The organism is Pseudomonas sp. H3_C08, assembly GCF_054669455.1.
The window spans coordinates 1845798-1870254 of record NZ_CP162803.1 but is presented as its reverse complement, the minus strand read 5'-3'; the positions used below and the strand labels follow the sequence as shown (position 1 = coordinate 1870254).

The window sequence follows — 24457 nt, the reverse complement described above, 5'->3', positions numbered from 1 at the left end:
CATCGCGAGCAGGCTCACTCCTACAGGGGTTATGTGTTCGGACAGTCATACCGACACCTCTTCGGCATCCGCATTAGTCTTGCCAAAGCGCCGGCCGAGGCGGTCGAAATACAGGTAGATCACTGGCGTGGTGAACAGCGTCAGTACCTGGCTGACCAGCAAACCGCCGACCATCACCAGACCCAGCGGCTGACGCAATTCAGCACCTGAGCCCGTGGCGAGCATCAACGGCACCGCACCAAACAGCGCCGCCAGCGTGGTCATCAGAATCGGCCGGAAGCGCAACAGCGCCGCCTGATAGATCGCCTGTTCCGGCGCCATGCCTTGCGTGCGCTCAGCATCGAGGGCGAAGTCGATCATCATGATCGCGTTTTTCTTGACGATACCGATCAGCAGGATGATGCCGATGATCGCGATCATGCCCAGATCATTGCCGCTGAGCAGCAACGCCAGCAAAGCACCGACGGCCGCCGACGGCAAGGTCGAGAGAATGGTGATCGGGTGAATGTAGCTCTCGTACAGCACGCCCAGCACGATGTACATGGTCACCACCGCCGCCAGAATCAGCAGCAAGGTGCTCGACAGCGAAGCCTGGAACGCTTCGGCCGCGCCCTGGAACTGGGTCTGCACGCCGACCGGCATGCCGATGTCCTTCTGCACCTGTTCAATGATGTCGACCGCATGCCCCAGCGCCACACCGGGCGCGAGGTTGAACGACATCATTACCGCCGGGAACTGGCCAATATGGGTGATCGCCAGTTGCGCCTGACGCTCCTCGATATGAGCCAGACTCGACAGGCGTACCTGCGCGTCATCGGTGGTCTTGACGTGAATCTGGTCCAGCGCCTGCGGGCCGATCTTCTCTCCGGCCTGGGCTTGCAGCACCACGCGGTACTGGCTCGCCTGGGTGTAAATAGTCGAGATCTGCCGCTGGCCAAAAGCGTCATAGAGCGCATCGGTGATGTTCGCCACCGAAACACCAAGGCGTGAGGCGGCATCGCGATCGATCACCAGATAAACCTGCAGGCCCTTGTCCTGCAAATCACTGGCAACGTCAGTCAGTTCCGGCCGCTGGGCTAGCGCTTCGACCAGTCGCCCGCTCCACTGGCTGAGCAGTTCGGAATCCGGCGAGGACATGCTGAACTGATACTGGGTCCGGCTGACACGGTCTTCGATGGTCAGGTCCTGCACCGGCTGCATGAACAGGCGGATGCCGACCAGTTTGTCCAATTGCGGTTGCAGGCGCGCAATCACTTCAGTGGCGCTTAGATCGCGATCGCCATGGGGCTTGAGGTTGATCAGCAAGCGGCCGCTGTTGAGCGTGGCGTTATCGCCGTCGACACCGATGTAAGACGACAGGCTCTGCACCGCCGGATCTTCAAGAATGATTTTCGCCAGTTGCTGCTGACGCTCGCCCATCGCCGCGAAGGAAATCGATTGCGGCGCTTCGGAGATGCCCTGAATCACCCCGGTGTCCTGCACCGGGAAGAAGCCTTTCGGCACAACCATGTAAAGGAATACGGTCAACCCCAGCGTAGCGATGGCCACCAGCAAGGTCAGTGGCTGGTGCTTGAGTACCCAGCGCAGCATCCGCCCGTACTCGGCAATCATCCAGTCAATCACCGCGCCACTGGCCCGATAGAAACGGCCCTGCTCGTGTTCTTCCGGTTCACGCTTGAGCAGACGCGCGCACATCATCGGCGTCAGGGTCAGCGAGACCACCAGCGAAATCAGGATCGCCACGGCCAGGGTGATGGCAAACTCGCGGAACAGCCGCCCGACCACGTCGGCCATGAACAACAGCGGAATCAATACTGCGATCAGCGATAGGGTCAGGGAAATCAGGGTGAAACCAATTTGCTTGGCACCTTTGAGCGCGGCCTGCATCGGGCTGTCGCCCTCTTCGATGAAACGCGCAATGTTCTCGAGCATGACGATGGCATCATCGACCACAAAACCGGTGGCAATGGTCAGCGCCATCAAGGTCAGGTTGTTGACCGAGAAGCCGGCCAGATACATCACGCCGAAAGTGCCGATCAGCGATAGAGGCACCGCCACCGACGGAATGATCGTGGCACTGGCGCGCCGCAGGAACAGAAACGTCACCATCACCACCAGGGCGATGGCGATCAGCAATTCGTGTTGCACGTCAGTGACCGAGGCGCGGATGGTCTGCGTGCGGTCGGTCAGCACCGTCACTTCGAGGCCGGCCGGCAGGTTGTCGGTGATGCTCGGCAGCAGCGCCTTGATACGGTCGACCACCTCGATCACGTTGGCACCCGGCTGACGCTGAATGTTCAGCAATACCGCCTGATTCTGGTTGGCCCACGCAGCGAGACGTTCGTTCTCGGCGCCATCGACAATTTCCGCCACGTCCTTGAGCCGCAACGGCGCGCCGTTCTTGTAGGCGAGGATCAGGTTGGCGTAATCCTTGGGCGAGGTCAGTTGGTCGTTGGCGTCGAGCATCGACACCCGCGTCGGGCCGTCAAAGTTGCCCTTCGGCTGGTTGACGTTGGAAGCACTGATCAAGGTGCGCACGTCCGCCAGGTTCAAGCTGTTGGCCGCCAACGCTTCCGGGTTGACCTTGATGCGCACGGCCTGACGCTGGCCGCCGGCAATGCTGACCATGCCGACGCCGCTGATCTGGGCGATTTTCTGCGCCATGCGCGTATCGACCAGGTCATTGAGCTTGGGCAGCAGCATGGTTTTCGAGGTAATCGCCAGGGTCAGGACCGGGGTGTCCGCCGGGTTGACCTTGTTGTACACCGGCGGTGCCGGCAAATCGGTCGGCAGCAGGTTGGTCGCGGCGTTGATCGCGGCTTGCACCTGCTGTTCGGCGACGTCCATGTTGATGTCGAGGCTGAAACGCAGGGTCAGCACCGACGCACCGCCGGAACTGGTCGAGGCCATTTGCGTCAAGCCCGGCATCTGCCCGAACTGCCGCTCAAGCGGTGCAGTCACGGCACTGGTCATCACATCAGGGCTGGCGCCGGGATACAAGGTCATGACGCGGATGGTCGGGTAATCAACCTGTGGCAGCGCCGACACCGGCAGCAGGCGGTAAGCGATCAGGCCGGCCAGAACAATGGCCAGCATGCTCAGGGTGGTGGCTACCGGTCGGAGGATGAACAGCCGCGAAATGTTCATGCGCCCTTCTTGGCCTTGTCGGTGACAGCAGCGTCAGTCGGGGTGGCGGCAGATTTGCCTTGCAGGTGTTCGGTCGGGGTGGTCGGCACTTGATTGCTGTCGTTGACCACTTCCACTTCACTGCCCTCCTTCAGACGGTCAGTACCTTCCAGCACCACGCGGTCGCCGGCAGCCAGGCCTTCGGTGACCACGGTGTTTTCGCCATCACTGGCGCCGATCTTCAATTGGCGAATGGTGACTTTCTTGGCGCCATCCAGTGCATAGACGAAGGTGCCGTTGGTGCCGAACTGGATGGCCGCCGACGGTGCCAGCACCACGCCTTTCAGAGTGTCAGCGAGCAAGTGAACGTTGACGAACTGGTTGGGGAACAGCGCCTGATCACGGTTATCGTAGCGGGCCTTGAACTTCAAGGTGCCGGTGGCAACGTCGATCTGGTTGTCGAGGCTTTGCAGAACGCCGGTGGCTTGCAGTTTGCTGTCGCCGCGGTCCCACGCCTCCGCCGGCAGCTTGGCGCCGCTGCGATAGCGGGCGAGCACGGTTTCCAGGCTGTTTTCCGGCAAGGTGAAAGCCACACTGATCGGTTGCGTCTGGGTGATCACCGCGAGGGACGTGGTGTCGTTGGCGGTCACCAGGTTGCCGACGTCGACCTGGCGCAGGCCGACACGACCGGCAATCGGCGCGCGGATCTTGGTGAATTCGAGATTGAGCTTGGCGTCGTTGACTGCGGCCTGGTTGGTCTTGACCGTGCCCATATACTGACCGACCAGCGCTTCGGCGGTGTCCAGCGTCTGTTTGGCGATGCTGTCCTCTTTGTACAAACCGCGATAACGCTCGACGTCGACCTGAGCGTTTTTCAGTTGTGCCTGATTCTGCAGCAGAGTGCCTTCGGCTTGCAGCAAGGCGTTCTGGTACGGGCGTGGGTCGATCTCGGCCAACAGGTCACCGGCCTTGACCATCTGCCCTTCTTCGAAATTGATCTTGACCAGCTCGCCGCCCACCCGGCTGCGCACATTGATGGTGTTGAGCGCGGTCACCGTGCCCAGCGCCTTGTAGTACAGCGGGAAGTCGCCAGTAACCGCCGGCGCCACGCGCACCGGAATCGGCCCGGTGCCGCCTCCGAAGCCCGGCCGCATCATCCCCGAACGCCCGGTGTGCCCGGCCGCCGCCTTGTCAGCGCCCTCTTTGTGGGCTGAACCGGCGGGCCAGAATTTCCAGCACAGGACGGCGATCACCAACAAGACCAGCAGGCTGATCAGCCAGCGACGGGAGTTACGAGGGGACGATTGCATGGAGTCATTAACCATTGGGCGCGTGGGCTTCTTTTACGGGAGGCTGAACGATAAGCACTGGTGGGGAATTAGCAAAGCAGCTTTACCGGCAATTTACTTACACCTTACGTTTCAAGGTGTGAGGCAAAACACTGATACACAAATGAAAACGGCCTGGACAGGGCCAGGCCGTTAACAATTGTAAAAGCGCTTACTTGAGAACGGACAGTGCCGCTTCGTAGTTAGGCTCTTCAGCGATTTCCTTGACCAGTTCGCTGTGCAGGACGTTGTCGTTTTCGTCCAGCACCACAACGGCGCGAGCGGTCAGGCCTTTCAGCGGGCCGTCAGCGATGGCCACGCCGTAGTTCTCGATGAACTCGGTGCCGCGCAGGGTCGACAGGTTTTGTACGTTTTCCAGACCTTCGGCGCCGCAGAAACGCGCTTGCGCGAACGGCAGGTCAGCCGAGATGCACAGCACCACGGTGTTGGCGATGTCGTTGGCCTGAGCGTTGAACTTGCGCACGGAAGTGGCGCAGGTCGGGGTGTCGACGCTTGGGAAGATGTTGAGGATTTTGCGCTTGCCGGCAAAGTCTTTCAGGGTGACGTCAGACAGATTGCCGGCAACCAGAGAAAAGGCTGGCGCCTTGGAACCGGCTTGTGGCAACTGGCCGTTGACTTGAACCGGATTGCCTTTAAGGGTGACTTGAGCCATGACTTGAGTCCTTCTGATGTTTTGATTGGAAAGCATGCAAGAGGCCGAAGTTAACCACGAAATTGTCCGACGACCTATGCCCTGTTTGGAAATTGTTGGGTGCCTGCGCGAAAAATTGTATACAAAACCACAACCATTCTCCTGTAGGAGTGAGCCTGCTCGCGATGGCGGTCTGTCATACACGCAGATGTTGACTGACACACCGCTATCGCGAGCAGGCTCACTCCTACAATTAGATTTGAGGTGTTACTGGAGCAGTTGCAGCATGTTGCGATGCCGCGCCTGAAAAATCCGCCGCATATAAGCGTCAACCAACAAGCGCTCGCTGAACGCTCCACCAATCGCCGAGTACGTCACCCGGTCGGTATAAAGCGTACCGCCCTCTCCCGCGGCTACCCGATGTTCATGACGAAAGGCACGCAGCGGCCCCTTGAGCATTTCATCAATGAAATGTGCTTCACCCACTTCGCGGATCAGCACCGTCCAGGTCGCCGGAATCAGGTTGAACATCCAGTGCCGAAAGCGGAACTGGCGCCCGGCTTCGATCCGTAGATCGTTCAGGTCGACATCGCCCAGCGGCGTGATGCGTTCCGGGAAGATCTTCGGAAAATTCACCCCATCAAGGCAGAAGTCGAGTACCTCGGCCGGCGTGCGGGCGGGGATCAATGTGCTGAGTTCGAGGATTGGCATGGCCGACACATTCCGTATGCAGGGATGCTTGTCAAAACGCAGGCCTGCATCTTTTATTTAAAAGCCTGTCGATTCAACCCCGGCCCGTTCGACTAAGCAATGAATCCCACCAAACTCACGGAGTAACCGCCATGCGCTTCATGATCCTTGTCAAAGCCAGCGCCGATTCGGAAGCCGGCATCATGCCCAGCGAAGAACTGATCACCGCGATGGGCAACTTCAACGAAGAACTGGTCAAGGCCGGCATCCTGATCGATTGCGATGGCCTGCACCCGAGCAGCAAAGGCGCTCGCGTGCATTTCTCCGGGGACAAACGCACGGTTATCGACGGGCCGTTCATCGAAACCAAAGAACTGGTGGCGGGCTACTGGATCTGGGAAGTGAAATCAAAAGAAGAAGCCATCGAATGGGTCAAGCGCTGCCCCAACCCAATGTCAGGCGATTCTGATATTGAAATCCGCCAGATATTTTCTGCAGAAGACTTCGGCGCTGAGTTCACCCCGGAGGCGCGGGAACAGGAAGAGCGTGTCCGCGAACAGGCCAAGAAAAACGGCTAACCGGATATCCCGTGTAGGAGCTGCCGAAGGCTGCGATCTTTTGATCTTGTTTTCAGACGCCAACTCAGCCTTCGACAACTCCTCCAAAAACGGTACTTCAGAGTAACGATACACTGCTGGCCTTAAGTCCCCTTGGTATCTGACCGTACTCGACCCGAACCCTTTGACCTCCCTCAAGCGTTTTAACGCCCTGTGGAAGCGCCTTGAAATCCACATACACTTTCTCGCCGCTCCGATCCAAAGTGATCCATCCATAACCACTTACATCGTTATATGTATCGACCGTTCCTTCTTCAAACATGTTCGCCATCCTCCAACGAATCATATTTGCGCCACCCTTAACGAAGCGCACCACTCAATCAAACATCCATCACCTTGCACCCACAACTGTCATACCTGACAGGGTGTATATATATCCAGAGCGCTTGTTGGAGCAGCCTCGTTTCACTCGACAGTTCCTACACCATCAGAAACGGAATATTGATCGTTGCCACGCTCTGCGTGGCAACGCCTCAAGGGACGCTCTGCGTTCCAGCTTGCGAATTTGGCGCAGAGCGTCAAGGGCTGCATTCCAGTAAAGAGCGTGGGAACGATCAATCAAGAGCGATCAGCTCTTGAGTTCGACGTGATCCAATGCCTGATTCACCGCGAGTTCACCCAGCATGACAACCTGTGCGATACCCAGTGCAGTCTTGCGCTGCGAGGTTTCCAGCGAGGCGGCGAAGTTCATCAGCATTTCACTGGCCGAGCCTAGGGTTTCGCTGGCGTTGGCGAGCAGGGATTCAGTGTTGTACCTGGGATTGGCGAGGTACATGGGTTCCGGCTCGTTGGCACTGGACATGATATGGGCGCTGGGGTTGAGGTAGAAATCGAGTGCGCGATCGGCGGCTTCGTGGAGTTTTTTACTGTCGACTGAGGCGTAGGGGGATGTGGTGTCGGCGTCTGATTCTGGGGGATTGGGTGTTGGCTTTTTCATAGTGTTTTCTCTATCCGAACGGTGGAGCTGGTCCATTCGGCTTCCGGTCGAATGGGTGGCAGCTGTACGCAGGCTGGAAACCCGGGGGACAGAGAAACCCGGACGACCCGAAGGTCCCCCACGCACAGCCGCCATAACTAAGTACGCACCAAAAAAGGTGCGCAAGCATACGTCATGAACGGTGCTGTTGCGTTCAGTTTTCCCCCGGGGTTTCCAGTCCCGGTCGCTGATTTGGCAGCGACGAACACAGGCTAGAGACCCGACGTCCGACGGACAACCTGAAAACCTTGTGGGAACGTTCCGCAAATTCCAAACAACGTTTAAACATCCCGAATTGAAATACGCATATGTAGTAGCGTCCGAAGGCTCGAGCCGCGATCGGACGAACTTTTGATTTTGCATTTAAAAAACACGATCAAAAGATCGCAACCTCGTGTCACTCGCCAGCTCCTGTCGCCAGTGCGCCGTCCGCTTGCAGGGTCAGTTGGCGGGTGATGCCCGGCAACGGCGGCAACCCGTACTGCCGCTGGTTTGTCGGCCAATAAGCAACAGCTGAGGACTTTTCGACGCGAAACAGGTAGGGTGCGCAAAATCAAAGTGCCATCACTGGACCGCGTCGCAGGTTTTCATGGAGTTGTACACGCAATGAGTTGCTGGACCGTCCTTGGCCTCACGGCCGACGCCGATACGCGCAGTATCAAACGCCAATACGCTGCCCTGCTCAAACAGACCCGTCCGGACGAAGACGCCGAGGGCTTCCAGCGCCTGCGTGACGCCTATGAGCAAGCCCTGAATTACAAGGAATGGGCGCAGGCCAGCGAGGACCACGGGGCTGATGAAGACGCCTGGGACTTGACCGGTCTGACCGTAGTCGAAGTCGATGCCTTGCAGCAGGCGACGCGCTCGCTGGCCGACACCAGCCTTGCACAATTGCAACAGCGCCATGCCCTCGCCGTTGAGCAGGGTTGCGCGCATATCCTCGAAGAGACCCTGCTGCAGCATTGCATCGAGCACCCGGATACATCGGCGCCGATGGTCGATTGGGCGGTGCAGACGTATCACTGGTTCAGTGCCTGGCAGCGGCTGGAACTGGACGAGGAATCCATCGAACATTTGCTCGATCACCAGCGGGAACGCATGACTCGACCGCTGCGTGATGCCCTCGAACGTGAGGACAGTGCGGCCTTTTTGCAGGCCTACGCACAGTGCGCGCAATACCTCTGGCTCGACGCTGAAGTGCACCGGCAGTGGTTCAACCTGTTCCTCAGTCGATTGCTGCTCGACAGCGAATACTGGTCTTCCGCTATTTTCGAGCAGGTCTGCGCGGGCCAGGGCTGGCATTCCGGTCCGGCCAACCGTTGCCCGAAAGATGAATGGAAACGTCTGGTCGCGCGCCATGAAGCTCCGATTTTTATCGCGCAACAGCGTCAACTCGCCGAAGAGCCGCCCGCCACCGCCGAACACCGCGCCGCCCGCCTGTTGCTCGGCAGCGGCCCGTTCAACCAGCGTCGCGCATTGGCCAGACGCCTGCGTGAGAAAGATTGGGAGCATTGCCGACATTTGAGTTCGGCGCTGTATGCCAATCATCCGAAGGTCTGCGCGGAATTGCCCGGGGGCACCGCGTTTTTCTGGCGCGACTGGGAACTGAAACGCGGTGAATGGCCGACCTACGTTGGCGTGGTGCTGGCCTGTCTGATCGGTGCGTTTACTCATTTCATCCCGCTGGGGCTGCGCGTCACCGGGCTGATCAATATCGTCATGACCTCAACAACCGTGTTTGGCGTGATCGCTGCGGGTATCAACTGGCTGACGCACGAACTGGCGCACACCCATTGGCTGCTGGATGACCGCCTCAGCGCACGGTTGTGGCCGGGTATTGCCAAGGACGCTGCGCCGCTCGGCGTACTGCGCGATCTGATTCCCTGCGCGTTGATGGTGGCCGGACTCTGCTGGTTTTTCGGCCCCATCGCCGGCGTCGTCTATGCCGCCACACTGGCCTGCGTGGGTTTGATCCGTCGCCGTCAGGTCAAGCCACACACGTCCTGGGAAAAGACTAACCTGCCAGTGAAAATCGGCCTGACGCTACTCGGCGTTGTCGCTCTGGTGCTGGTGCTGGGCGTGTTCAAAGTGGCCGCCAGCCAAGGCACGGTCAACCGCAATCAGGGTCTGCAACCCTGGGCGGAGCGTTTGTGTAGCCGGTTGCCGGCGAGTTCTTTCGATTGCGGCGCCCCGGCCACCCGCGAGCAGTGGTATCCCGCGGAGGTACGGCCATGACGTCGAGATTCATGTTTGTCAGCGGCGTAGTGGTCGTTCTGGTGGTGATGGGGCTGTCGAGCGCGACCCGACCGTTCCTGAAGCTCGACCTGTGGCTTGATCAGCGCGACTCAGTGGTGACCGCACAGGCCAACGCGTTGAGTCCGATCATTGCCTGCGTCAACCGTGTCGATGTGCACTGGCGCAACGCCTACGACAAAAACCAACATCAGCGGCCAACCGCTGATGCGTTCGGAAAGTATATTTCCGAGCCTCAGGATTTCGATAACAGTGATGCGTTCACTGTGCGTGACATCCAGGAGGATACCTGCCTGCGGGATATCAACGAAAAGCTCGAGCTGCTGACCTACCAGCCAGCGCTGTCGCAGAAAGTCCGTGACTACGCGCAAGCACTGAAGTGGGCATCGGTGATTTCGCCACCGACTCGACTCGATAAAAGTGCGAGCTTCTTTGTCGTCCCGTTCAACCAGACACCGCGAGTTCTGGCGCAAATTCAGACCGCCAGCAATGCCTATGTCAGCGCATCGACTGCCTTGAGAGAAGAACTGCTGCCACTGGACATCGCACAGCGATCCGAACAGCTCAAACTTCTTGAGGCACGCGTAGGCAAGGAGATCCACTGGTCGCTGCTGGCGTATATGATTCAGGCCCGAGAGACATTGGAGCGGCTGGAGGACGGGATGAAGCACCGCAACCTGACCCCTCAAGCCGTGGCCGAAACCACCGCTGATCTGCAACAGGCGTGGAATCGCGGTGGGCCTTTCATCGGCCCGCGTGAGCCTGGTTTCCGTAACAAAGACGATGATGCGCGCGAGTTGTGGCGACACATCCGTGAGCCTGCGCAGCACTATCTCGAAGCACTGAACACCCTGCACAGGGATTGGCAGGACCGCGCCGAACCGCAACGTTTGAGCGACGACTATTACGCCGTCACCCGTGGCTACGACGCCTTGCTCAGCCACTACAATCGCCAGGCACGCGCCAATTTCTGAGGGTGTGCACAGGCCGGACGGTCCTCGCGGACAATCCGGCCTCGTGCGCTTACTTGGCTTTCTTGAGCTTCAGATACGACTGACGCAGGTCTGAAGCCCAGCCATCGATGACGGGTTTGACGTCGTTGGTGCTCATTGCCTGCGAATCATTTTCCAGTGGTTTGCCGGTGCCTTTGCGCACCACTTGCGCGACGACCTTGTTATTCGCGCCATCGAGGAACACCGCTTCGGTGGCCAACGTAGTTTCCTGATCGCGAATACCGCTGGCGGTGCTGACCGCAGCGGCGACCAGCGCAATCGGAATCACCTCGTAAGCATGCAGGCCTTCGGTGGAGCTGCTCACGGCGGTGATTGCCGCACGCACCACAATCACGCCCGGGCCAGGACCGGTGGCCAACGGCAAGTCTTTGCCGATCTCACGTTTGAGCGCCTGATCGTAGTAGGAAGTGATGCCATTGAGGGTTTGCTGGGAGATTTTCGCGGTTGGTTGCGGTTTCGGGTAGAGCTGAGTCGGCTCGATGTACACACTGGTGAATTTCCTGACGTCGACCTTTGGATCGATCCAGCGCATCACCTCGGCACCGGACGGGGATTTGGCCTCCTTGAGCTGGCTGTAGTCTTTGAGGAATCCTGAGTACTCTTTCGGGTCGACGGTTTTGCTGGAACAACCCACCATTGCGACGGTGGCAATGCACAGAGTGCCCATCATCACTGCTAGCTTCATGCTGTAACTCCTGTCAGAAGGCCGAAAAACTTTGCCCGGGGGAATTACAGGTATAGCTAAAACTTCAGTAATTGCGATTGCACAGCACAATATTCACGCAAGGCTGCGCGGCGGATCACAAGCGTCATTTGAAAGACGTCGAGCATCCGGCAATGCTGCATCGAGCTCTTGGTCATTGGTGAACTTCAAGAATCCGCTGCATTGAAGCAATCTGAGCCCGAACGCCCGCAAGTGCTGTTGCAGGGGTGGAAGAAGATGAACATGGGGGATCCGGCGCTTAAGTGACCGGCTGGAAATTGTCTTCCCTCACCCTAGCCCTCTCCCAGAGGGAGAGGGGACCGATTGGGGGAGATTCGAGAGATGCACCGACGTGATCGATTGGCTTTGAATCCATAATCGACTCGGCCTGTCACGTCGGTGTCGCTCGCCAGACACCTCGGTCAGTCCCCTCTTTCAGAGGTAGATAGAGGGGACCGATTGGGGGAGATTCGAGAGATGCACCGACGTGATCGATTGGCTTTGAATCCATAATCAACTCGGTCTGTCACGTCGATGTCGCTCGCCAGACACCTCGGTCAGTCCCCTCTCCCTCCGGGAGAGGGTTAGGGTGAGGGGCTTTTCAGGGGTTCACCCCGTTACCAGGACGAAGTCTCACCACTGCGCAACGCCATCTCCCGCCGACTGTTGATGTGCATCGCCTTGATCAACGATACCGTGCCCACCAACAAAATCGCCGCGCCCAACAGGAAGTCGATGTTGTACAGCTGAAAATCCTGCACCGGCCCGATCAGCAGCACCCGCACGATCGCGGCGCTCAACAGCGTGGCAAGGAAGTCGATCCCCGGCTCATTGCGGTAAAACACCAGCAGTAACGGCAAACACAACACCAGCAGGAGCAACAACACCACAACCTTGAACGAGCCTTTGCGCTCAACGCTGAAAGCACATTCGTGCGGCCCGTAAGCCTTGTAATCGTCGTCGCGGATCATCGAGGTTTTCTCGTTGATGTAGTCGACGCGGTTGTACTTCTGGATCGGCGTGAAGGTGTTGGACATCTCCATCAACGTGGTGATGTTCTTGAAGCGCAGGTCGATGCGCTCGCTGCCCTTGAGGTAATAGAGCACCGGTTTATAGCCGTAGCGATAGCTGTCGAAAGGGAATTCGGTAACCTGACCCTGGACACCGATCGGGCGCGGTTCGAGTTCGGCGTAGGCGCTTTTGTTGGTGGCCGACAGGTTGCGGCTCAGCGGCTGCACCTTGACCTGCTCAAGGAAGATCGGCGTGACGCCGTAGGACCATTGCAACGGTTCCAGACGCAGGCGCAGTTCATTGCGAGCGAGGTCGTAGCGGTTGAAGGTGCGTTCGGAAACCACCAGGGAACCACTGAGCATGAACTCGCCGCGCAGGTTATTGGTGACGCGCAAGGTTAGCTGGTCCTTGCCCAGCAACGCCGCTTCTGTAGTCGGCGGCGTGCCGCACCACGCGATACTTTCGCCGACGCCGCCGAGCTGGCCGTCGCGGTTTTCCTTGAATACATAAAAGTAACTGGCCCACAGCGTCACCATTAACAGCAACGCTGTGAGGCCGAGGATTTTTTGCCCGGACTCACTGATCAGACTCCCTTCTTCGGTTCCATCGTCCAGCCGAAAACCCGCTGGCGACGGCGACTCTACCAAAAGGCCACCATCGACCCAAGGGAAAATGCCCGATTCAGGAGGTTTCTAGGGGTTTCCCCGGTGGTAAAAGCCAGATCAAAAGATCACAGCCTGCGGCAGCTCCTACAGTTGAACTCATGTAGGAGCTGCCGCAGGCTGCGATCTTTTCAAGCGTCAACGCCGCCGAAAAAGCGGGCGCGGCTCGATCACCGAACGCCCATACAACACGCTCATCCCGGCCAATCCTTTCAGCGCATCCTCAGCCGATTTGTCCTCACGCACCGCGAAACTGTCGAACCCGCACTGGCGCATATGGCTGAGCTGATCACGCAGCACATCGCCAATCGCGCGCAACTCCCCTGCCCAGCCGAACCGGCTGCGCAGCAGATACGCCTGACTGTAAGCACGCCCGTCGCGAAAGCTCGGAAAATCCAGCGCTATCAGCGGCAACGAACCCAGCCACGGCACCAGGCTTTCGACGTCATCATCCGGGCCGAGCCACACCGCATGAGTCGACGGTGATTCCAGCCAATGCATCAGCGGCAATATCAGCAAACCCTCCGGCCTTAGCGTCGATGGTTCGCGCATCAACGTCCACGGATCGTCTGTCACTATCCGCGCTACGCCTTGCTCCAGCCGCAACAGATTGTTCATACCGCCGCCTCCAGCGTCTTCGGATAGACCCGTTCCTTGAACGGCTCCATGCCAATCCGCGCGATGGTGTCGACGAACAATTCCTCGTGCTCGCGATAGCGCACAAACGTGCCGATGATCCGCTCGATCACCTGTGGCACCTCGGCGGCGCTGAACGACGGGCCGATGACTTTGCCCAGCGCGCTGTGTTTGCCCTGCGCACCGCCGAGGGTGATCTGATACCACTCGCTGCCGTTCTTATCGACGCCGAGGATGCCGATATTGCCGATGTGGTGGTGGCCGCAGGCGTTCATGCACCCAGAAATATTCAGGCTGATATCACCCAGATCATGCAGGTAATCGAGGTTGTCGAAACGTGCCTGAATCGCCTGGGCGATCGGGATCGATTTGGCGTTGGCCAGTGCACAGAAATCGCCACCGGGGCAGGCAATGATGTCGGTCAGCAGGCCGACGTTGGCGCTGCCCAGATCGTGTTTGCACGCCAGTTGCCACAGCGCATAGAGGTCGGTTTTCGGAACATCGGGCAAGACGATGTTCTGCTCATGGGCGATGCGAATTTCGCCAAAACCGAAACGCTGCGACCAGTCCGCCACCGCCAGCATCTGCACAGCGGTGACATCCCCCGGCGGCGCCGCCATGCCCGGTTTGGTCGACAGCACCACGCTGGTGTAGCCCGGCACCTTGTGCGGCTGCACGTTGCGCGCGACCCAACGGGCAAACGCCGGGCTTTCGGCCAGGCGCGTGCCGAAGTCCAGATCGGTGTCGGCCAGGGTCTGATAAACCGGCGGCACGAAGGCGCTGGCGACCCGCTGATATTCGGCCTCGGTCAGTTGCGCCGGGCCGTCCTTGAGGTGTTGCCATTCCTCCTCGACTTCCTTGGCAAACGCTTCGATGCCCAGTGCCTTGACCAGAATCTTGATCCGCGCCTTGTATTTGTTGTCGCGCCGGCCGTGGCGGTTGTACACCCGCAGCACGGCTTCGACGTAAGACAGCAAATGCTGCCACGGCAAGCCTTCGCGAATCTGCAAACCGAGGATCGGCGTGCGCCCCAGACCACCGCCGACGATCACTCGCAGAAGCATCTGCCCATCGCGGCCGGGGTAAAGGTAGAGGCCGATGTCGTGCATCATGATTGCCGCGCGATCCTGCTTCGCCGAACAAATGGCGATCTTGAATTTGCGCGGCAGAAACAGGAATTCCGGGTTGATCGTCGACCACTGCCGCAGGATCTCGGCCAATGGGCGCGGGTCGATCAGTTCGTCCGCCGCGACCCCGGCGAACGCCTCGGTGGTGATGTTGCGCACGCAGTTGCCGGAGGTCTGGATCGCATGCATGTTGACCTGCGCCAGACGCTCAAGGATATCCGGCACCTCGGCGAGTTCGATCCAGTTGAACTGCATGTTCTGCCGCGTGGTGAAGTGACCGTAACCGCGATCGTAATCACTGGCGATGCTGGCCAACGTGCGCATCTGCTCGGCGCTCAGCGTGCCGTAGGGAATCGCCACGCGCAGCATGTAGGCGTGCTTCTGCATGTACAGGCCGTTTTGCAGGCGCAGCGGCAAAAACTCCTCTTCGCTCAACTCCCCGGCCATGAAGCGCTCGACCTGATCGCGGAATTGCGCAACACGCTCGAACACCAGCGCCCGGTCGTAATCATCGTATTGATACATGCACACCTCATCAGAATTGATCACGGATCAAAACACAGGATTTTCCCAGACTATGGCCGAACGGCGCAGCACGTTACAGATTCACCTGAACTCATAAAAACCATATCAGGGCGCGGCAGAACGCCGCAGTCAGCCCTTCAATCTGATCCGCACAAATCAAAGATTCCTGAGCCTGTTTTGTTTCTGGTGGGGTTTCTACAGTGCAGCTCATGCCAGACCGGGTGGCCTGGCAAGACTTTGCAACCGTGGATGAACTGACCATGAGCACAGCAACAATCGGACAGGCTTACAACTACAAGGTCGTCCGCCAATTCGTTATCGCGACGGTTTTCTGGGGTGTGGTGGGCATGGCGATGGGGGTTTTTATCGCCTCGCAACTGGTGTGGCCAGAGATGAACCTGGACCTGCCGTGGACCACCTTCGGCCGCTTGCGCCCGCTGCACACCAGCCTGGTGATTTTTGGTTTCGCCGGCAGCGCGCAATTTGCCGCCAGCTACTACGCCGTGCAGCGCACCTGCCAGGTGCGGCTGTATTCAGACAAACTCGCCGCGTTCACTTTCTGGGGTTGGCAATCGGTGATCGTGATCATGCTGGTCACTCTGCCGCTGGGCTACACCACCACCAAGGAATACGCCGAAATCGAATTCTCCGGCGCGGTGTGGATGGCCGTGGTCTGGGTCGCCTACGCCATCGTGTTTTTCACCACCGTGGTGCAGCGCAAGACCAAGCACATCTACGTCGGTAACTGGTTTTTCGGCGCGTTCATCCTGGTGATCGCCATGTTGCACGTGGTCAATCACCTGTCGATTCCGGTGGACTGGTTCAAGTCGTATCCAGTCTATTCCGGCGCCACCGATGCGATGGTGCAGTGGTGGTACGGGCACAACGCGGTGGGTTTCTTCCTGACCACCGGGTTCCTCGGCATGATGTATTACTTCGTGCCGAAACAGGTCAATCGGCCGGTGTATTCGTATCGCTTGTCGATTGTGCATTTCTGGGCGCTGATCACCTTGTACATCTGGGCCGGCCCGCACCATTTGCACTACACCGCGCTGCCGGACTGGGCGCAGTCACTGGGCATGGCCATGTCGCTGATCCTGCTGGCGCCGAGCTGGGGCGGGATGATCAACGGCATGATGACCTTGTCCGGTGCCTGGCATAAGTTGCGCACCGACCCGATCCTGCGATTCCTCGTGCTGTCGCTGGCGTTCTACGGCATGTCGACCTTCGAAGGGCCGATGATGGCGATCAAAACCGTCAACGCCCTCTCCCACTACACCGACTGGACCATCGGCCACGTCCACGCCGGCGCGTTGGGCTGGGTGGCGATGATCACCTTCGGCGCGACCTATCACATGGTGCCGAAAGTGTTTGGCCGCGAGCAGATGTACAGCACGCCGCTGATCAATCTGCACTTCTGGCTGGCGACCATCGGCACGGTGCTCTACATCGCTTCGATGTGGGTCAACGGCATCACCCAGGGCCTGATGTGGCGGGCGATCAACGAGGACGGCACACTGACCTATTCATTCGTCGAAGCGCTACAAGCCAGTCATCCGGGGTTTATCGTGCGCTTTGCCGGCGGGGTGTTCTTCCTCACCGGGATGTTGTTGATGGCTTACAACGTGTGGCGCACGGTGCGGGTGGCCGACATTTCACTGGCGCGCAGTGAAGCGCAGATCGCCTGAGGCAGGGAGCCGCTCGTGATGGAGATTTTCTTTGATGTGTTGGGCGTGATGTTTCTTTGGCTGGCGGTGGAGTACTGCTTGCGGCGGGAGACGGCGGACAGTCTGGAGGAAGCGAGCATGGTGCCGTTTGCCGATGACCCCGAGGTGGCGCGGCGGGTTGAACTGGCTACCGGGAAAACCGTGAAAGCGGTGGCGCCGGAAGACGCCAAACCAGGCTGGATCAATCTTGAAATGTGAGAGGAATCATTAGCGGAGGGGCCTCCCCTCCGCTGCCTGCACATTTTGCTCTGACAGTCCGCCTCCGACAAACGGTAGATTTTTCGTATTTTCCCTGTCAGATCTGACAGTAGGCAGGTGGCAGGTTTGTCTTTATGTTGCTAACGAGACGGCACTCATAGCGCATCGTTTTCCAACGTGCTGCCAAACACTGCCACATGACCATCGGTATTGACCAGTCAGAACCAGGGAGCACCAAGATGAGAAACGCCCTCCTTTCATTGCTCCTTGTAACACTATTAGGCTGCTCACCCATCGCCACCCAGTCACCGGTCGAGCAAGGTGTCAGCAATAGTCCAAACGTAGCAATGACAGGTCCGCAAGTGGTCGAGCTATTGAACCAGCTCTACAACTCCAAATTCGTGAACTGCCATGAGTCAGCCAATCAACCGGCTTTTCTCTGTTCCGGGATCATTCTTCGAGTCACGGACAAGCAGCCTGGCGAAACGCATCACGTATGGAACCCAAGCCCAACCTCAGTCAAGAACGGCGGAGTATCGTTTTCCTTCCTCAGGGCAGACTCGAAATTCGGCCGTCTGGCCTGGGGCAAAGGCAATGGATTAATGTTGTACCCCATCTTCGGTGCGCCGCAAGACAAGGTCGATCTGGACGTTTTGTGCTCCTTTCCCATCGATGGCTGGACCTGGAACCGCACCACCCCCTGTGGTCCACACGCCTCTTTTCCCGCGACAAGCCAGCGTTGCCGAAGTGCGGGTGTGACCACCGCCGAGCAATGGAAAAGCGTTTGGGATAACTCGCCCAACAGTCATCACATTCGACAATGTGGCTTCGACGTTTCCGAGGCAACCGGAAGGCCGGCTGCAGCGGCTTTTTACCAATCGGTACGAGCCCGCACAATGTTGAGCCAAGTGTCTGCACATTTCTCCGAACAGAATGAAATCGTGATCAAGACCTGGCCACAGAACCTGCAAAACACCTTGCCTCTGATGGCCTTCTTTTATATCGCCGGGGGGGACAATGCCGGGTTATCTCAAGCCCGAGACAATCAGAAGGATTTCTATGATTCCACGACTTCCAGAATCTGGGTGCCGGTGATCCGTCTGTATCCCCCATCCACATCAGCCCACGATGCAACATTCCAGTACGTTGACACGGATCAGTTGATCAAACCCTGATTCAGCCCGTGCTGCTCACCGTGCCTGCACTGCAAACGCAGCCAGTAGCGTCACCGCCGGATTGGCCTCGTCACGTGTGCAGGACTGGACCAAGCGAGGCCGATGGTGCTAGCCGCGTTCCCGCGGTATCAGACTCTGCAATTGCAGCGCCAGAAAATTTGCATCAAATACAAACGTGTCGGGATCCTTCAACCCATTGGTCTTGCGCCACTGCCACTCACCGTCTGCCAATCCCACCAGGGAAATACTGCCGTAACGTGCCGCCGTAAGGCCCATCACCGCCAGGGAAATCTGCCCCGCGCTGCCCATCACATCCGGCACGAACTCTACCGGTTTGCCGGCAATCACGATGCTCAGCTTTTCCGTCTTGAAGGTCGAGGTTTCCACCGGCGTGCTCGGCCCGAACGCGACATACGTCTCACGGCTGACTTCCAGCAGATTGGGCATTTGTACCGGCGCAAGCCATTGCTCAATGTTGCCGAACAACTCGATGATCCGGGCGGCCCACGCCGCCGACTGGGTCTCGAACAGTTGGGCCTTGTGCGCTTCGCTCTCGGCATAGCGGCGAAGCATATCGCCCAGTTGTTGTACGTCGTCCATTGTTGCACTCCTCGGCTCAAAGCCTGCGAACTCCGATAGTGGCAGATCAACGTGCTGGCGTACGGTTAACCACCGATTCAAGCTCCGCATACGCTTAATCCAGACGAACGGTAGGATTTGCCCCCTCCACCTGTCAGATCTGACAGTAGGCAGCCAGCGACAGAGGGTTTTAGATAAACCCTCGAGTTGCTTGAGTTCCGGAGAAGCCGCATGACCGTCGATAACGGTAAAACACAACCCCAAGACATCGCCCCTGTGATAATTCCAGGCTGGGTTACAGCCATACAACATCCGGAAAAGCCACATGGCGGAGTTCCCCTGACGTTGCACAACAATGGCTTTCTCCAACTGCTAATCGATCCATGGCTCAACCATAGCGCCTATGACGACGCAGGCATATTGCTCGGAACCTCGGATGTCGCGGTGATCAACAAGGTTACCCAGCCGGGCGAGGAGAATCAGCGGTTCAACATGTATCTACCTGCCGCACTATTGAAAAACGACATCAACCTGGTACGCCTGCAAGTGACCCGAGTCGGTCAGGATCCCGAAACTTCGGAGGCGCTGAAAGTGCTCTATTACACCCCGCGCCCCGGTGACCAGATTTCGGGGGGTGGAGACAATCCCAATCTGATCATGAGCCTTCCGGCCGATGTCATCACCGACGGCATCGATGCCGGCCGCGCAGAAAAGGGCGTGGATGTGACTCTGCGTTACATCCATATGCGCGAGCGGGACATCATTACGCTTTATTGCGATAGCCTGGAAAAAGAGCATGTCGTCAGCGCGGCGCAAGCAGCGGCAGGCAGCGTGGTATTGAAACTGGTCGCCATCGACTTCTGGCAGGACAACCCCAAATTCGCCATGCGTTTCAGAGTCACCGATCAACTCGGCAACTCTTCCGGCCCCCAAGCCATCTGGTCAAAAACCACGTTGATCGATGTGCACTTACGCCGACAACCGGAGCTCGATCTGATCAGGCCCAAGGTACTGGAAGCGAAAGAGTCCGGCGGCACGCTACTGAACTTCATCAAGGATTTTTATGAAGCCAAGTTCGCCACGGTAGAGGTCAACTATACAGGCTCCGACACAGGGCAAACGGTAAGAGTCCAATGGCTCGGACGCAACTTCACCTACACCACTGAGGTGCAGACTGTAAAAACACCTGGGGAAACGTTGCATTTCCAGATTCCGCGCCTGGAGGTCATCGACACTATGGGGGGCGGTGGTCGGGCAGAAGTAACCTACACGGTCAGATTGCCCGGCACTACCGATGACAAGCCCTCTCGCGATCTGAATCTGGCATTCACCGAGCAGAAGCACCTTCTAGGGCAACCCACGATCAATACGGACAGAACCAATTTAAGGGTTTACTACCCGACACTTGAAGCTCCCTACAGAGTGCGTATGGCGTTGCATGGTGTGACCACCCGCTATAGCGACGAGGTGGACATCGTCAACGAGTCTTACACCAACTTCCCGATTCCAGCGGCGTGGATCACAGAGAACCGCGGCAAAGACGTGATGTTCAACTACACGCTCAAACGTACCGGGACCAGTGAGCCACTGATCTTTTCATGGTGCCTCAGGGTGAGGCTCTAGCGAGTTACGAGGCAGGGCAACCGCAATCAAACCGACATTTCTCATTACCCTGAACGGTGAAGAGCAAATCATCATGCGCCAAATAATCGGTTTCATATTAATCGCTGTGTTGTTCGGTTGTTCCCAAGACACCCGGCAACTGCCGGCGCCCACCATTACCAATATAGTCCAGAGCATTGATGGGCCTGCCATTGCCGCACAACTTTCAACCCTGTACGACCGCAAGTACGCGAACTGCAACAACTCAAACTCTCAACCTGCGTTTCTCTGTTCAGGCGTCATAATCAGAGTCACCGTCAAGGATCCTGACAACAAATATAAAGTCTGGGAACCGAGCCCGACTTCGGTAAAACAGGGCATGGTGACATTTTCCTATCTGCGAGCAGACTCCAACATCACACGCTTCGCTTATGGCTATAACAACGGCTACATACTCTTTCCGATATTCGAAGCGCCCACAGACAAGCTTGATCAACAAATACTGTGCTCTTACCCGTACGACGCTTGGAGTCACACCCGTGGCTATACCCCTTGTGCAGCGCACGCGAGCTATCCAGCGCAAAGCCAGCTATGCCAAAACGCGGGCGTGACCACCGCAGAACAATGGTACGAAGTCTGGAAAGTGCCCGGCGGCAGCCCCAATCAACGGCAATGCGGCTTTGACGTCAGGGATGAACGCAATGCATTGGCCGGCCCGGCGTTCTATCAATCCATACGCGCCAGAGGGCTGCCCAATCCGCGCAACGAGAATCACAACGAAATCCAGATCAAGACCTGGTGCGACCCCACCAGCGCCAACCCTGCCACTTCATGTAAACAGTCCTTCCCTGCCAACAGGTTTCCGATCATGGCGTTCTTCTACTTAAACGGCAGCGCGGGCCTGGCGGACGCCCAGTACAACCAGCGTGATTTCTATAACTCGACCAATCCGAAAGTCATCGTACCGATCATTCGTCTGACGCTTGCCAGTAGTGGCACGATTTTTACTTACATACAGGCCGATCAGGTGATCCTCCAGTAAGCCCATTCCAACTTTAGTTGAAGGAAAAGGAAATCATCATGTACAAAATAGTCGCATTCTTGCTGATCGGTTTGTTGACGGCATGCTCACAGCCTGCATCGCAATCACTTGATGTAATCGACGCGAGCGCAGTGCAGAGCCAGAGAATGGATGGCCCGGCTACCGCCACTTATCTCACGACGCTCTACGCCCGCAAGTTCCCCAATTGCAACAAAGTGGATTCGCAACCTGCCTTTCTATGTTCAGGGGTGATGATCAGGGTTACGGAAAAAGACCCGAACAATACTTATAAAGTCTGGGATCCGAGTCCCACCTCGGTAAAAAATGGCGGAGTCAACTTCTCCTATCTGCGTGCTGATAGCAACTTCAGCAAAATGGCCTGGGGCAACGCCAATGGCTACATGCTGTATCCGATATTGGAAAGGCTTGCCGGCACTGACCAGTTAGCAGTGCTATGTGCGTATCCCATGGACTCTTATGGATGGTATCGCAGTGCAACCGCCGTTTGCGTTGCTCACCCTTCTTACCCGAAGAGTGGCCACTGCCAGGATGCAAACATAACCACCGGCGAGCAATTCAAAGCGGCTTGGGATGGCGCTCCTGGCGATCAAAACCGGCGTCAATGCGACTTTGATGTCAGAGACGAACGCAACATGCTCGCCGGCCCGGCGTTTTATCAATCGCTGCGCGCCAAGAGCTTGTTAGGGCAAACAGGCTTCGCCCAATGGAACGACATACTTATCAAAACCTGGCCTGCCGGCAAGCAAAACACCTTCCCCATCCTGGCGTTCTTCTACCTCGGTTCGAGCACCGATCCCAAGCAGCTCGCCGATGCGAAATACAACCAACGGGATTTTTATAACTCGACCAGTGCGAAGGTGATCGTTCCCATCATTCGCGTGGAGTTGGCCGCCAGCGCGACCGGTACAGCGACGTTCACCTACTCCGCAGCAGACCAGGAAATCAGATAATGAGCACTGTTCGCACAATCTCTACAACGTTCGCAATGGCTGCCATCGGCCTGACGGCACTGTTGAGCTGGCCGGCTCATGCGCAGCCAAAATCGGACGACCCGGATAGCTTCATTCTGACGGTCGAGCGCTGCGTAAAATACATTCAGAGCGCGCATTGGGTGTATCGGGAATATGAATGGACTTTTTCCATCACACCCACACCTTGTGCCAGGAAAACCCTCCCGGAAGCCACGCCTTTTATTTGGGATGAGTTGACACGTGATTATTCCAACAGCCGCTATTGGCAAAATACCCACGGCATGCGCCACCAACTGATTTGCCACTTGGCGATCGCGCGCGATAAACCCGAATGGAATCTCGAGCCGTGGCGTCCGGATGTCGGATATGCCAAGACACTCGCCGCCGGTTGCAATCACGTCATCCCGTTACCTGAGCCTGCACCATGACACTTGCGTAAAACTTCATCGTTACAGTTATTTTGCTGCTGGCATCCATCCTTTAACCCAAGGAAACTCGGTGCAGGCCTGTCTTCACTCGCGTCAGGCCATTGCCCGAGGAACTTCAATGCGCACCATCGGCCTGATCGGCGGCATGAGCTGGGAATCCAGCGCCGAATACTATCGACTGATCAATCAGCAAGTCCGCGATCGTCTCGGCCCGTTGCGCTCGGCGCAAATGCTGATGTACAGCGTCGACTTCGGCCCTGTCGAACAGGCCCAGCACGCCGGGCGCTGGGACGATGCGGCGGCGATTCTGGTCGATGCTGCGCGCAGGCTGGAAGCGGGAGGCGCGGAATGTGTGGTGCTATGTACCAACACCATGCACAAGGTCGCCGAGCAGATTCAGGCGGCGATCAACATTCCGTTTCTGCACATTGCCGAACCGGCCGCACAGGCGGCCCTGAACATAGATGCGCGCACCGTCGGATTGCTCGGCACCGCGTTCACTATGGAGCAGGACTTTCTCAAACAACGTTTGATTGCCCGAGGTTTGACGGTATTGGTGCCGGACGAAGCCGAGCGCAAGGACGTGCACCGGATCATCTACGACGAACTCTGCGTCGGTGTGATCAGCGATCAGTCGCGGCAAATCTATCAGCGGGTGATCGAATCCCTTACCGCACGCGGCGCGCAGGCGATCATCCTCGGCTGTACGGAAATTGGCATGTTGGTCAAACCCGAACACAGCGCCCTGCCCCTGCTCGACACCACCGAACTGCATGCGCAGTCGGCGGTGGCGTTCGCCCTGGGCGACTGATTCAGGTTTTCGGACGAGTGCGCAGGCGAGCCATGCTCAGGGTGTCGACCCATTGCCCATCCCGCACGGCGTAGTCGCGGAACAGGCCTTCGTCCTCGAAACCGAACTTGCGGTAGAGACCGATGGCCGCTTCGTTATCGGCATACACGGTGAGTTCGACGCGGTGCAGATTCATCCAGTTGTCGGCAACCTCCAGCGCCGCCGCCAACAGCGTCGAGCCCACGCCTTTGCCCTGCCACGCCACCGCAACGCCCATACCGAAACTGCCGGCATGCGCCCGGCGCATCCGTGAATAAGCCTCCAGCCCCAGATTGCCGATCACCACACCCTGATGCAGCGCAACCAGCTTCACCGCCCGTTCGTTGTCCGCCAGCAGGCGCTGGCGCCAGACCTCAACGGACTGAAACGGCATCTGCAGCACCTGACGCGCCACAGCTGGATCGTTGTACAGCGCAGTGATGCCCTCAATGTGCGATTCGTTGAAACGCTCGAGGTGGATGGCGGGGTTGTGGTCTGGCATGGCGGATCCTTCCTGGATCGATGTGTGGCTGACCACTCTAAACCGATAAACCGCTGCCTGGCGA

23 protein-coding genes are annotated in these 24457 nt (G+C 58.0%); 11 read left to right on the top strand and 12 right to left on the bottom strand.

Translation table 11 applies throughout. The features are described from left to right. Window positions 1–45: 45 nt before the first annotated feature. The 4 genes from AB4N74_RS08685 to AB4N74_RS08670 form a co-directional block, all read right to left on the bottom strand. Window positions 46–3147, bottom strand: coding sequence for an MdtB/MuxB family multidrug efflux RND transporter permease subunit (locus AB4N74_RS08685; protein WP_258709819.1), 3102 nt, complete (start codon window positions 3145–3147; stop codon window positions 46–48). Beyond that, a complete protein-coding gene (locus AB4N74_RS08680; RefSeq protein WP_460099446.1) occupies window positions 3144–4451 on the bottom strand; it encodes an MdtA/MuxA family multidrug efflux RND transporter periplasmic adaptor subunit in 1308 nt (435 codons plus the stop codon). Before AB4N74_RS08680 ends, AB4N74_RS08685 begins: the two co-directional genes overlap by 4 nt. 175 nt (window positions 4452–4626) lie before the next feature. After that, complete coding sequence (tpx, locus tag AB4N74_RS08675) at window positions 4627–5127, bottom strand: thiol peroxidase (protein ID WP_186624725.1); 501 nt, start codon at window positions 5125–5127, stop codon at window positions 4627–4629. Window positions 5128–5373: 246 nt separating this feature from the next. Then, entirely contained in the window at window positions 5374–5817 is a 444-nt protein-coding gene (locus tag AB4N74_RS08670) for an SRPBCC family protein (RefSeq protein ID WP_460099443.1), read from the bottom strand. A 131-nt stretch (window positions 5818–5948) separates the two neighbouring features. On the opposite strand from AB4N74_RS08670, the gene AB4N74_RS08665 reads away from it, so the two are divergent. Further along, window positions 5949–6374: a YciI family protein gene (locus AB4N74_RS08665; protein ID WP_095126253.1), complete on the top strand. Its 426-nt coding sequence runs from the start codon at window positions 5949–5951 to the stop codon at window positions 6372–6374. A gap of 97 nt (window positions 6375–6471) precedes the next feature. Here the strand turns inward: AB4N74_RS08665 and AB4N74_RS08660 are convergent, their stop codons facing one another. Both AB4N74_RS08660 and AB4N74_RS08655 read right to left on the bottom strand, forming a co-directional pair. After that, window positions 6472–6675, bottom strand: coding sequence for a cold-shock protein (locus tag AB4N74_RS08660; RefSeq protein WP_320336867.1), 204 nt, complete (start codon window positions 6673–6675; stop codon window positions 6472–6474). 306 nt (window positions 6676–6981) lie between these two features. After that, a complete protein-coding gene (locus AB4N74_RS08655) occupies window positions 6982–7350 on the bottom strand; it encodes a DUF6124 family protein (RefSeq protein WP_116254698.1) in 369 nt (122 codons plus the stop codon). A gap of 645 nt (window positions 7351–7995) precedes the next feature. Here AB4N74_RS08655 and AB4N74_RS08650 point away from each other — a divergent pair. Then, window positions 7996–9624 carry a J domain-containing protein gene (locus tag AB4N74_RS08650; RefSeq protein ID WP_460099439.1) on the top strand — a complete coding sequence of 543 codons (1629 nt, stop codon included), beginning with the start codon at window positions 7996–7998 and terminating at the stop codon, window positions 9622–9624. Further along, the gene (locus AB4N74_RS08645) at window positions 9621–10616 is read left to right on the top strand and encodes a DUF3829 domain-containing protein (RefSeq protein ID WP_460099436.1); all 996 of its coding nucleotides are present in this window, start codon (window positions 9621–9623) and stop codon (window positions 10614–10616) included. The genes AB4N74_RS08650 and AB4N74_RS08645 overlap by 4 nt, the downstream gene beginning before the upstream one ends. A 49-nt stretch (window positions 10617–10665) precedes the next feature. On the opposite strand, the gene AB4N74_RS08640 is transcribed toward AB4N74_RS08645, so the two are convergent. The 4 genes from AB4N74_RS08640 to AB4N74_RS08625 form a co-directional block, all read right to left on the bottom strand. Continuing rightward, entirely contained in the window at window positions 10666–11340 is a 675-nt protein-coding gene (locus AB4N74_RS08640) for a DUF3313 domain-containing protein (protein WP_093433003.1), read from the bottom strand. Window positions 11341–11975: 635 nt separating this feature from the next. After that, window positions 11976–12905 (bottom strand): hypothetical protein, encoded by a 930-nt coding sequence (locus AB4N74_RS08635; RefSeq protein ID WP_460101090.1) that lies wholly within the window; start codon window positions 12903–12905, stop codon window positions 11976–11978. A gap of 264 nt (window positions 12906–13169) precedes the next feature. Continuing rightward, window positions 13170–13649 carry a DUF934 domain-containing protein gene (locus AB4N74_RS08630; RefSeq protein WP_257354901.1) on the bottom strand — a complete coding sequence of 160 codons (480 nt, stop codon included), beginning with the start codon at window positions 13647–13649 and terminating at the stop codon, window positions 13170–13172. Further along, window positions 13646–15319 (bottom strand): nitrite/sulfite reductase, encoded by a 1674-nt coding sequence (locus AB4N74_RS08625; RefSeq protein WP_460099432.1) that lies wholly within the window; start codon window positions 15317–15319, stop codon window positions 13646–13648. The genes AB4N74_RS08630 and AB4N74_RS08625 overlap by 4 nt, the downstream gene beginning before the upstream one ends. Window positions 15320–15579: 260 nt before the next feature. Here AB4N74_RS08625 and ccoN point away from each other — a divergent pair, with 260 nt between their 5' ends. From ccoN to AB4N74_RS08610, 3 genes are all read left to right on the top strand, one after another. Beyond that, a complete protein-coding gene (gene ccoN, locus AB4N74_RS08620; RefSeq protein ID WP_099759420.1) occupies window positions 15580–17007 on the top strand; it encodes a cytochrome-c oxidase, cbb3-type subunit I in 1428 nt (475 codons plus the stop codon). An 18-nt stretch (window positions 17008–17025) separates the two neighbouring features. Further along, on the top strand, window positions 17026–17244 hold the full coding sequence (locus AB4N74_RS08615; protein WP_460099429.1) for a cbb3-type cytochrome c oxidase subunit 3: 219 nt from the start codon (window positions 17026–17028) through the stop codon (window positions 17242–17244). Window positions 17245–17483: 239 nt separating this feature from the next. Then, the gene (locus AB4N74_RS08610; RefSeq protein ID WP_257354898.1) at window positions 17484–18419 is read left to right on the top strand and encodes a halovibrin HvnC; all 936 of its coding nucleotides are present in this window, start codon (window positions 17484–17486) and stop codon (window positions 18417–18419) included. Between the two features lie 108 nt (window positions 18420–18527). Here AB4N74_RS08610 and AB4N74_RS08605 read toward each other — a convergent pair whose 3' ends face one another. Next, window positions 18528–19019, bottom strand: coding sequence for a hypothetical protein (locus AB4N74_RS08605; RefSeq protein ID WP_116254703.1), 492 nt, complete (start codon window positions 19017–19019; stop codon window positions 18528–18530). A gap of 210 nt (window positions 19020–19229) precedes the next feature. On the opposite strand from AB4N74_RS08605, the gene AB4N74_RS08600 reads away from it, so the two are divergent. From AB4N74_RS08600 to AB4N74_RS08580, 5 genes are all read left to right on the top strand, one after another. Further along, complete coding sequence (locus tag AB4N74_RS08600) at window positions 19230–20621, top strand: hypothetical protein (RefSeq protein WP_460099425.1); 1392 nt, start codon at window positions 19230–19232, stop codon at window positions 20619–20621. Window positions 20622–20694: 73 nt separating this feature from the next. Further along, complete coding sequence (locus AB4N74_RS08595) at window positions 20695–21642, top strand: halovibrin HvnC (RefSeq protein WP_460099422.1); 948 nt, start codon at window positions 20695–20697, stop codon at window positions 21640–21642. A 38-nt stretch (window positions 21643–21680) separates the two neighbouring features. Next, window positions 21681–22613, top strand: coding sequence for a halovibrin HvnC (locus AB4N74_RS08590; protein ID WP_093433026.1), 933 nt, complete (start codon window positions 21681–21683; stop codon window positions 22611–22613). After that, the gene (locus AB4N74_RS08585; RefSeq protein ID WP_093433029.1) at window positions 22613–23062 is read left to right on the top strand and encodes a DUF2599 domain-containing protein; all 450 of its coding nucleotides are present in this window, start codon (window positions 22613–22615) and stop codon (window positions 23060–23062) included. Before AB4N74_RS08590 ends, AB4N74_RS08585 begins: the two co-directional genes overlap by 1 nt. 118 nt (window positions 23063–23180) lie before the next feature. Then, window positions 23181–23873, top strand: coding sequence for an aspartate/glutamate racemase family protein (locus AB4N74_RS08580; protein ID WP_460099418.1), 693 nt, complete (start codon window positions 23181–23183; stop codon window positions 23871–23873). Between the two features lies 1 nt (window position 23874). On the opposite strand, the gene AB4N74_RS08575 is transcribed toward AB4N74_RS08580, so the two are convergent. Further along, window positions 23875–24393 carry a GNAT family N-acetyltransferase gene (locus AB4N74_RS08575; RefSeq protein ID WP_095050704.1) on the bottom strand — a complete coding sequence of 173 codons (519 nt, stop codon included), beginning with the start codon at window positions 24391–24393 and terminating at the stop codon, window positions 23875–23877. Between the last annotated feature and the right edge of the window lie 64 nt (window positions 24394–24457).

Bases quoted from the DNA above. Each gene is read 5' to 3' on its own strand.
- AB4N74_RS08610 (WP_257354898.1), top strand. From the start codon at position 17,484: ATGAGAAACGCCCTCCTTTCATTGCTCCTTGTAACACTATTAGGCTGC.
- AB4N74_RS08660 (WP_320336867.1), bottom strand. From the start codon at position 6,675: ATGTTTGAAGAAGGAACGGTCGATACATATAACGATGTAAGTGGTTAT.
- AB4N74_RS08630 (WP_257354901.1), bottom strand. From the start codon at position 13,649: ATGAACAATCTGTTGCGGCTGGAGCAAGGCGTAGCGCGGATAGTGACA.
- AB4N74_RS08590 (WP_093433026.1), top strand. From the start codon at position 21,681: ATGTACAAAATAGTCGCATTCTTGCTGATCGGTTTGTTGACGGCATGC.
- AB4N74_RS08650 (WP_460099439.1), top strand. From the start codon at position 7,996: ATGAGTTGCTGGACCGTCCTTGGCCTCACGGCCGACGCCGATACGCGC.
- AB4N74_RS08600 (WP_460099425.1), top strand. From the start codon at position 19,230: ATGACCGTCGATAACGGTAAAACACAACCCCAAGACATCGCCCCTGTG.
- AB4N74_RS08680 (WP_460099446.1), bottom strand. From the start codon at position 4,451: ATGGTTAATGACTCCATGCAATCGTCCCCTCGTAACTCCCGTCGCTGG.
- ccoN (WP_099759420.1), top strand. From the start codon at position 15,580: ATGAGCACAGCAACAATCGGACAGGCTTACAACTACAAGGTCGTCCGC.
- AB4N74_RS08595 (WP_460099422.1), top strand. From the start codon at position 20,695: ATGCGCCAAATAATCGGTTTCATATTAATCGCTGTGTTGTTCGGTTGT.
- AB4N74_RS08575 (WP_095050704.1), bottom strand. From the start codon at position 24,393: ATGCCAGACCACAACCCCGCCATCCACCTCGAGCGTTTCAACGAATCG.
- AB4N74_RS08605 (WP_116254703.1), bottom strand. From the start codon at position 19,019: ATGGACGACGTACAACAACTGGGCGATATGCTTCGCCGCTATGCCGAG.
- AB4N74_RS08655 (WP_116254698.1), bottom strand. From the start codon at position 7,350: ATGAAAAAGCCAACACCCAATCCCCCAGAATCAGACGCCGACACCACA.
- AB4N74_RS08670 (WP_460099443.1), bottom strand. From the start codon at position 5,817: ATGCCAATCCTCGAACTCAGCACATTGATCCCCGCCCGCACGCCGGCC.
- AB4N74_RS08685 (WP_258709819.1), bottom strand. From the start codon at position 3,147: ATGAACATTTCGCGGCTGTTCATCCTCCGACCGGTAGCCACCACCCTG.
- AB4N74_RS08585 (WP_093433029.1), top strand. From the start codon at position 22,613: ATGAGCACTGTTCGCACAATCTCTACAACGTTCGCAATGGCTGCCATC.
- tpx (WP_186624725.1), bottom strand. From the start codon at position 5,127: ATGGCTCAAGTCACCCTTAAAGGCAATCCGGTTCAAGTCAACGGCCAG.
- AB4N74_RS08635 (WP_460101090.1), bottom strand. From the start codon at position 12,905: ATGGTGACGCTGTGGGCCAGTTACTTTTATGTATTCAAGGAAAACCGC.
- AB4N74_RS08580 (WP_460099418.1), top strand. From the start codon at position 23,181: ATGCGCACCATCGGCCTGATCGGCGGCATGAGCTGGGAATCCAGCGCC.
- AB4N74_RS08615 (WP_460099429.1), top strand. From the start codon at position 17,026: ATGGAGATTTTCTTTGATGTGTTGGGCGTGATGTTTCTTTGGCTGGCG.
- AB4N74_RS08645 (WP_460099436.1), top strand. From the start codon at position 9,621: ATGACGTCGAGATTCATGTTTGTCAGCGGCGTAGTGGTCGTTCTGGTG.
- AB4N74_RS08640 (WP_093433003.1), bottom strand. From the start codon at position 11,340: ATGAAGCTAGCAGTGATGATGGGCACTCTGTGCATTGCCACCGTCGCA.
- AB4N74_RS08625 (WP_460099432.1), bottom strand. From the start codon at position 15,319: ATGTATCAATACGATGATTACGACCGGGCGCTGGTGTTCGAGCGTGTT.
- AB4N74_RS08665 (WP_095126253.1), top strand. From the start codon at position 5,949: ATGCGCTTCATGATCCTTGTCAAAGCCAGCGCCGATTCGGAAGCCGGC.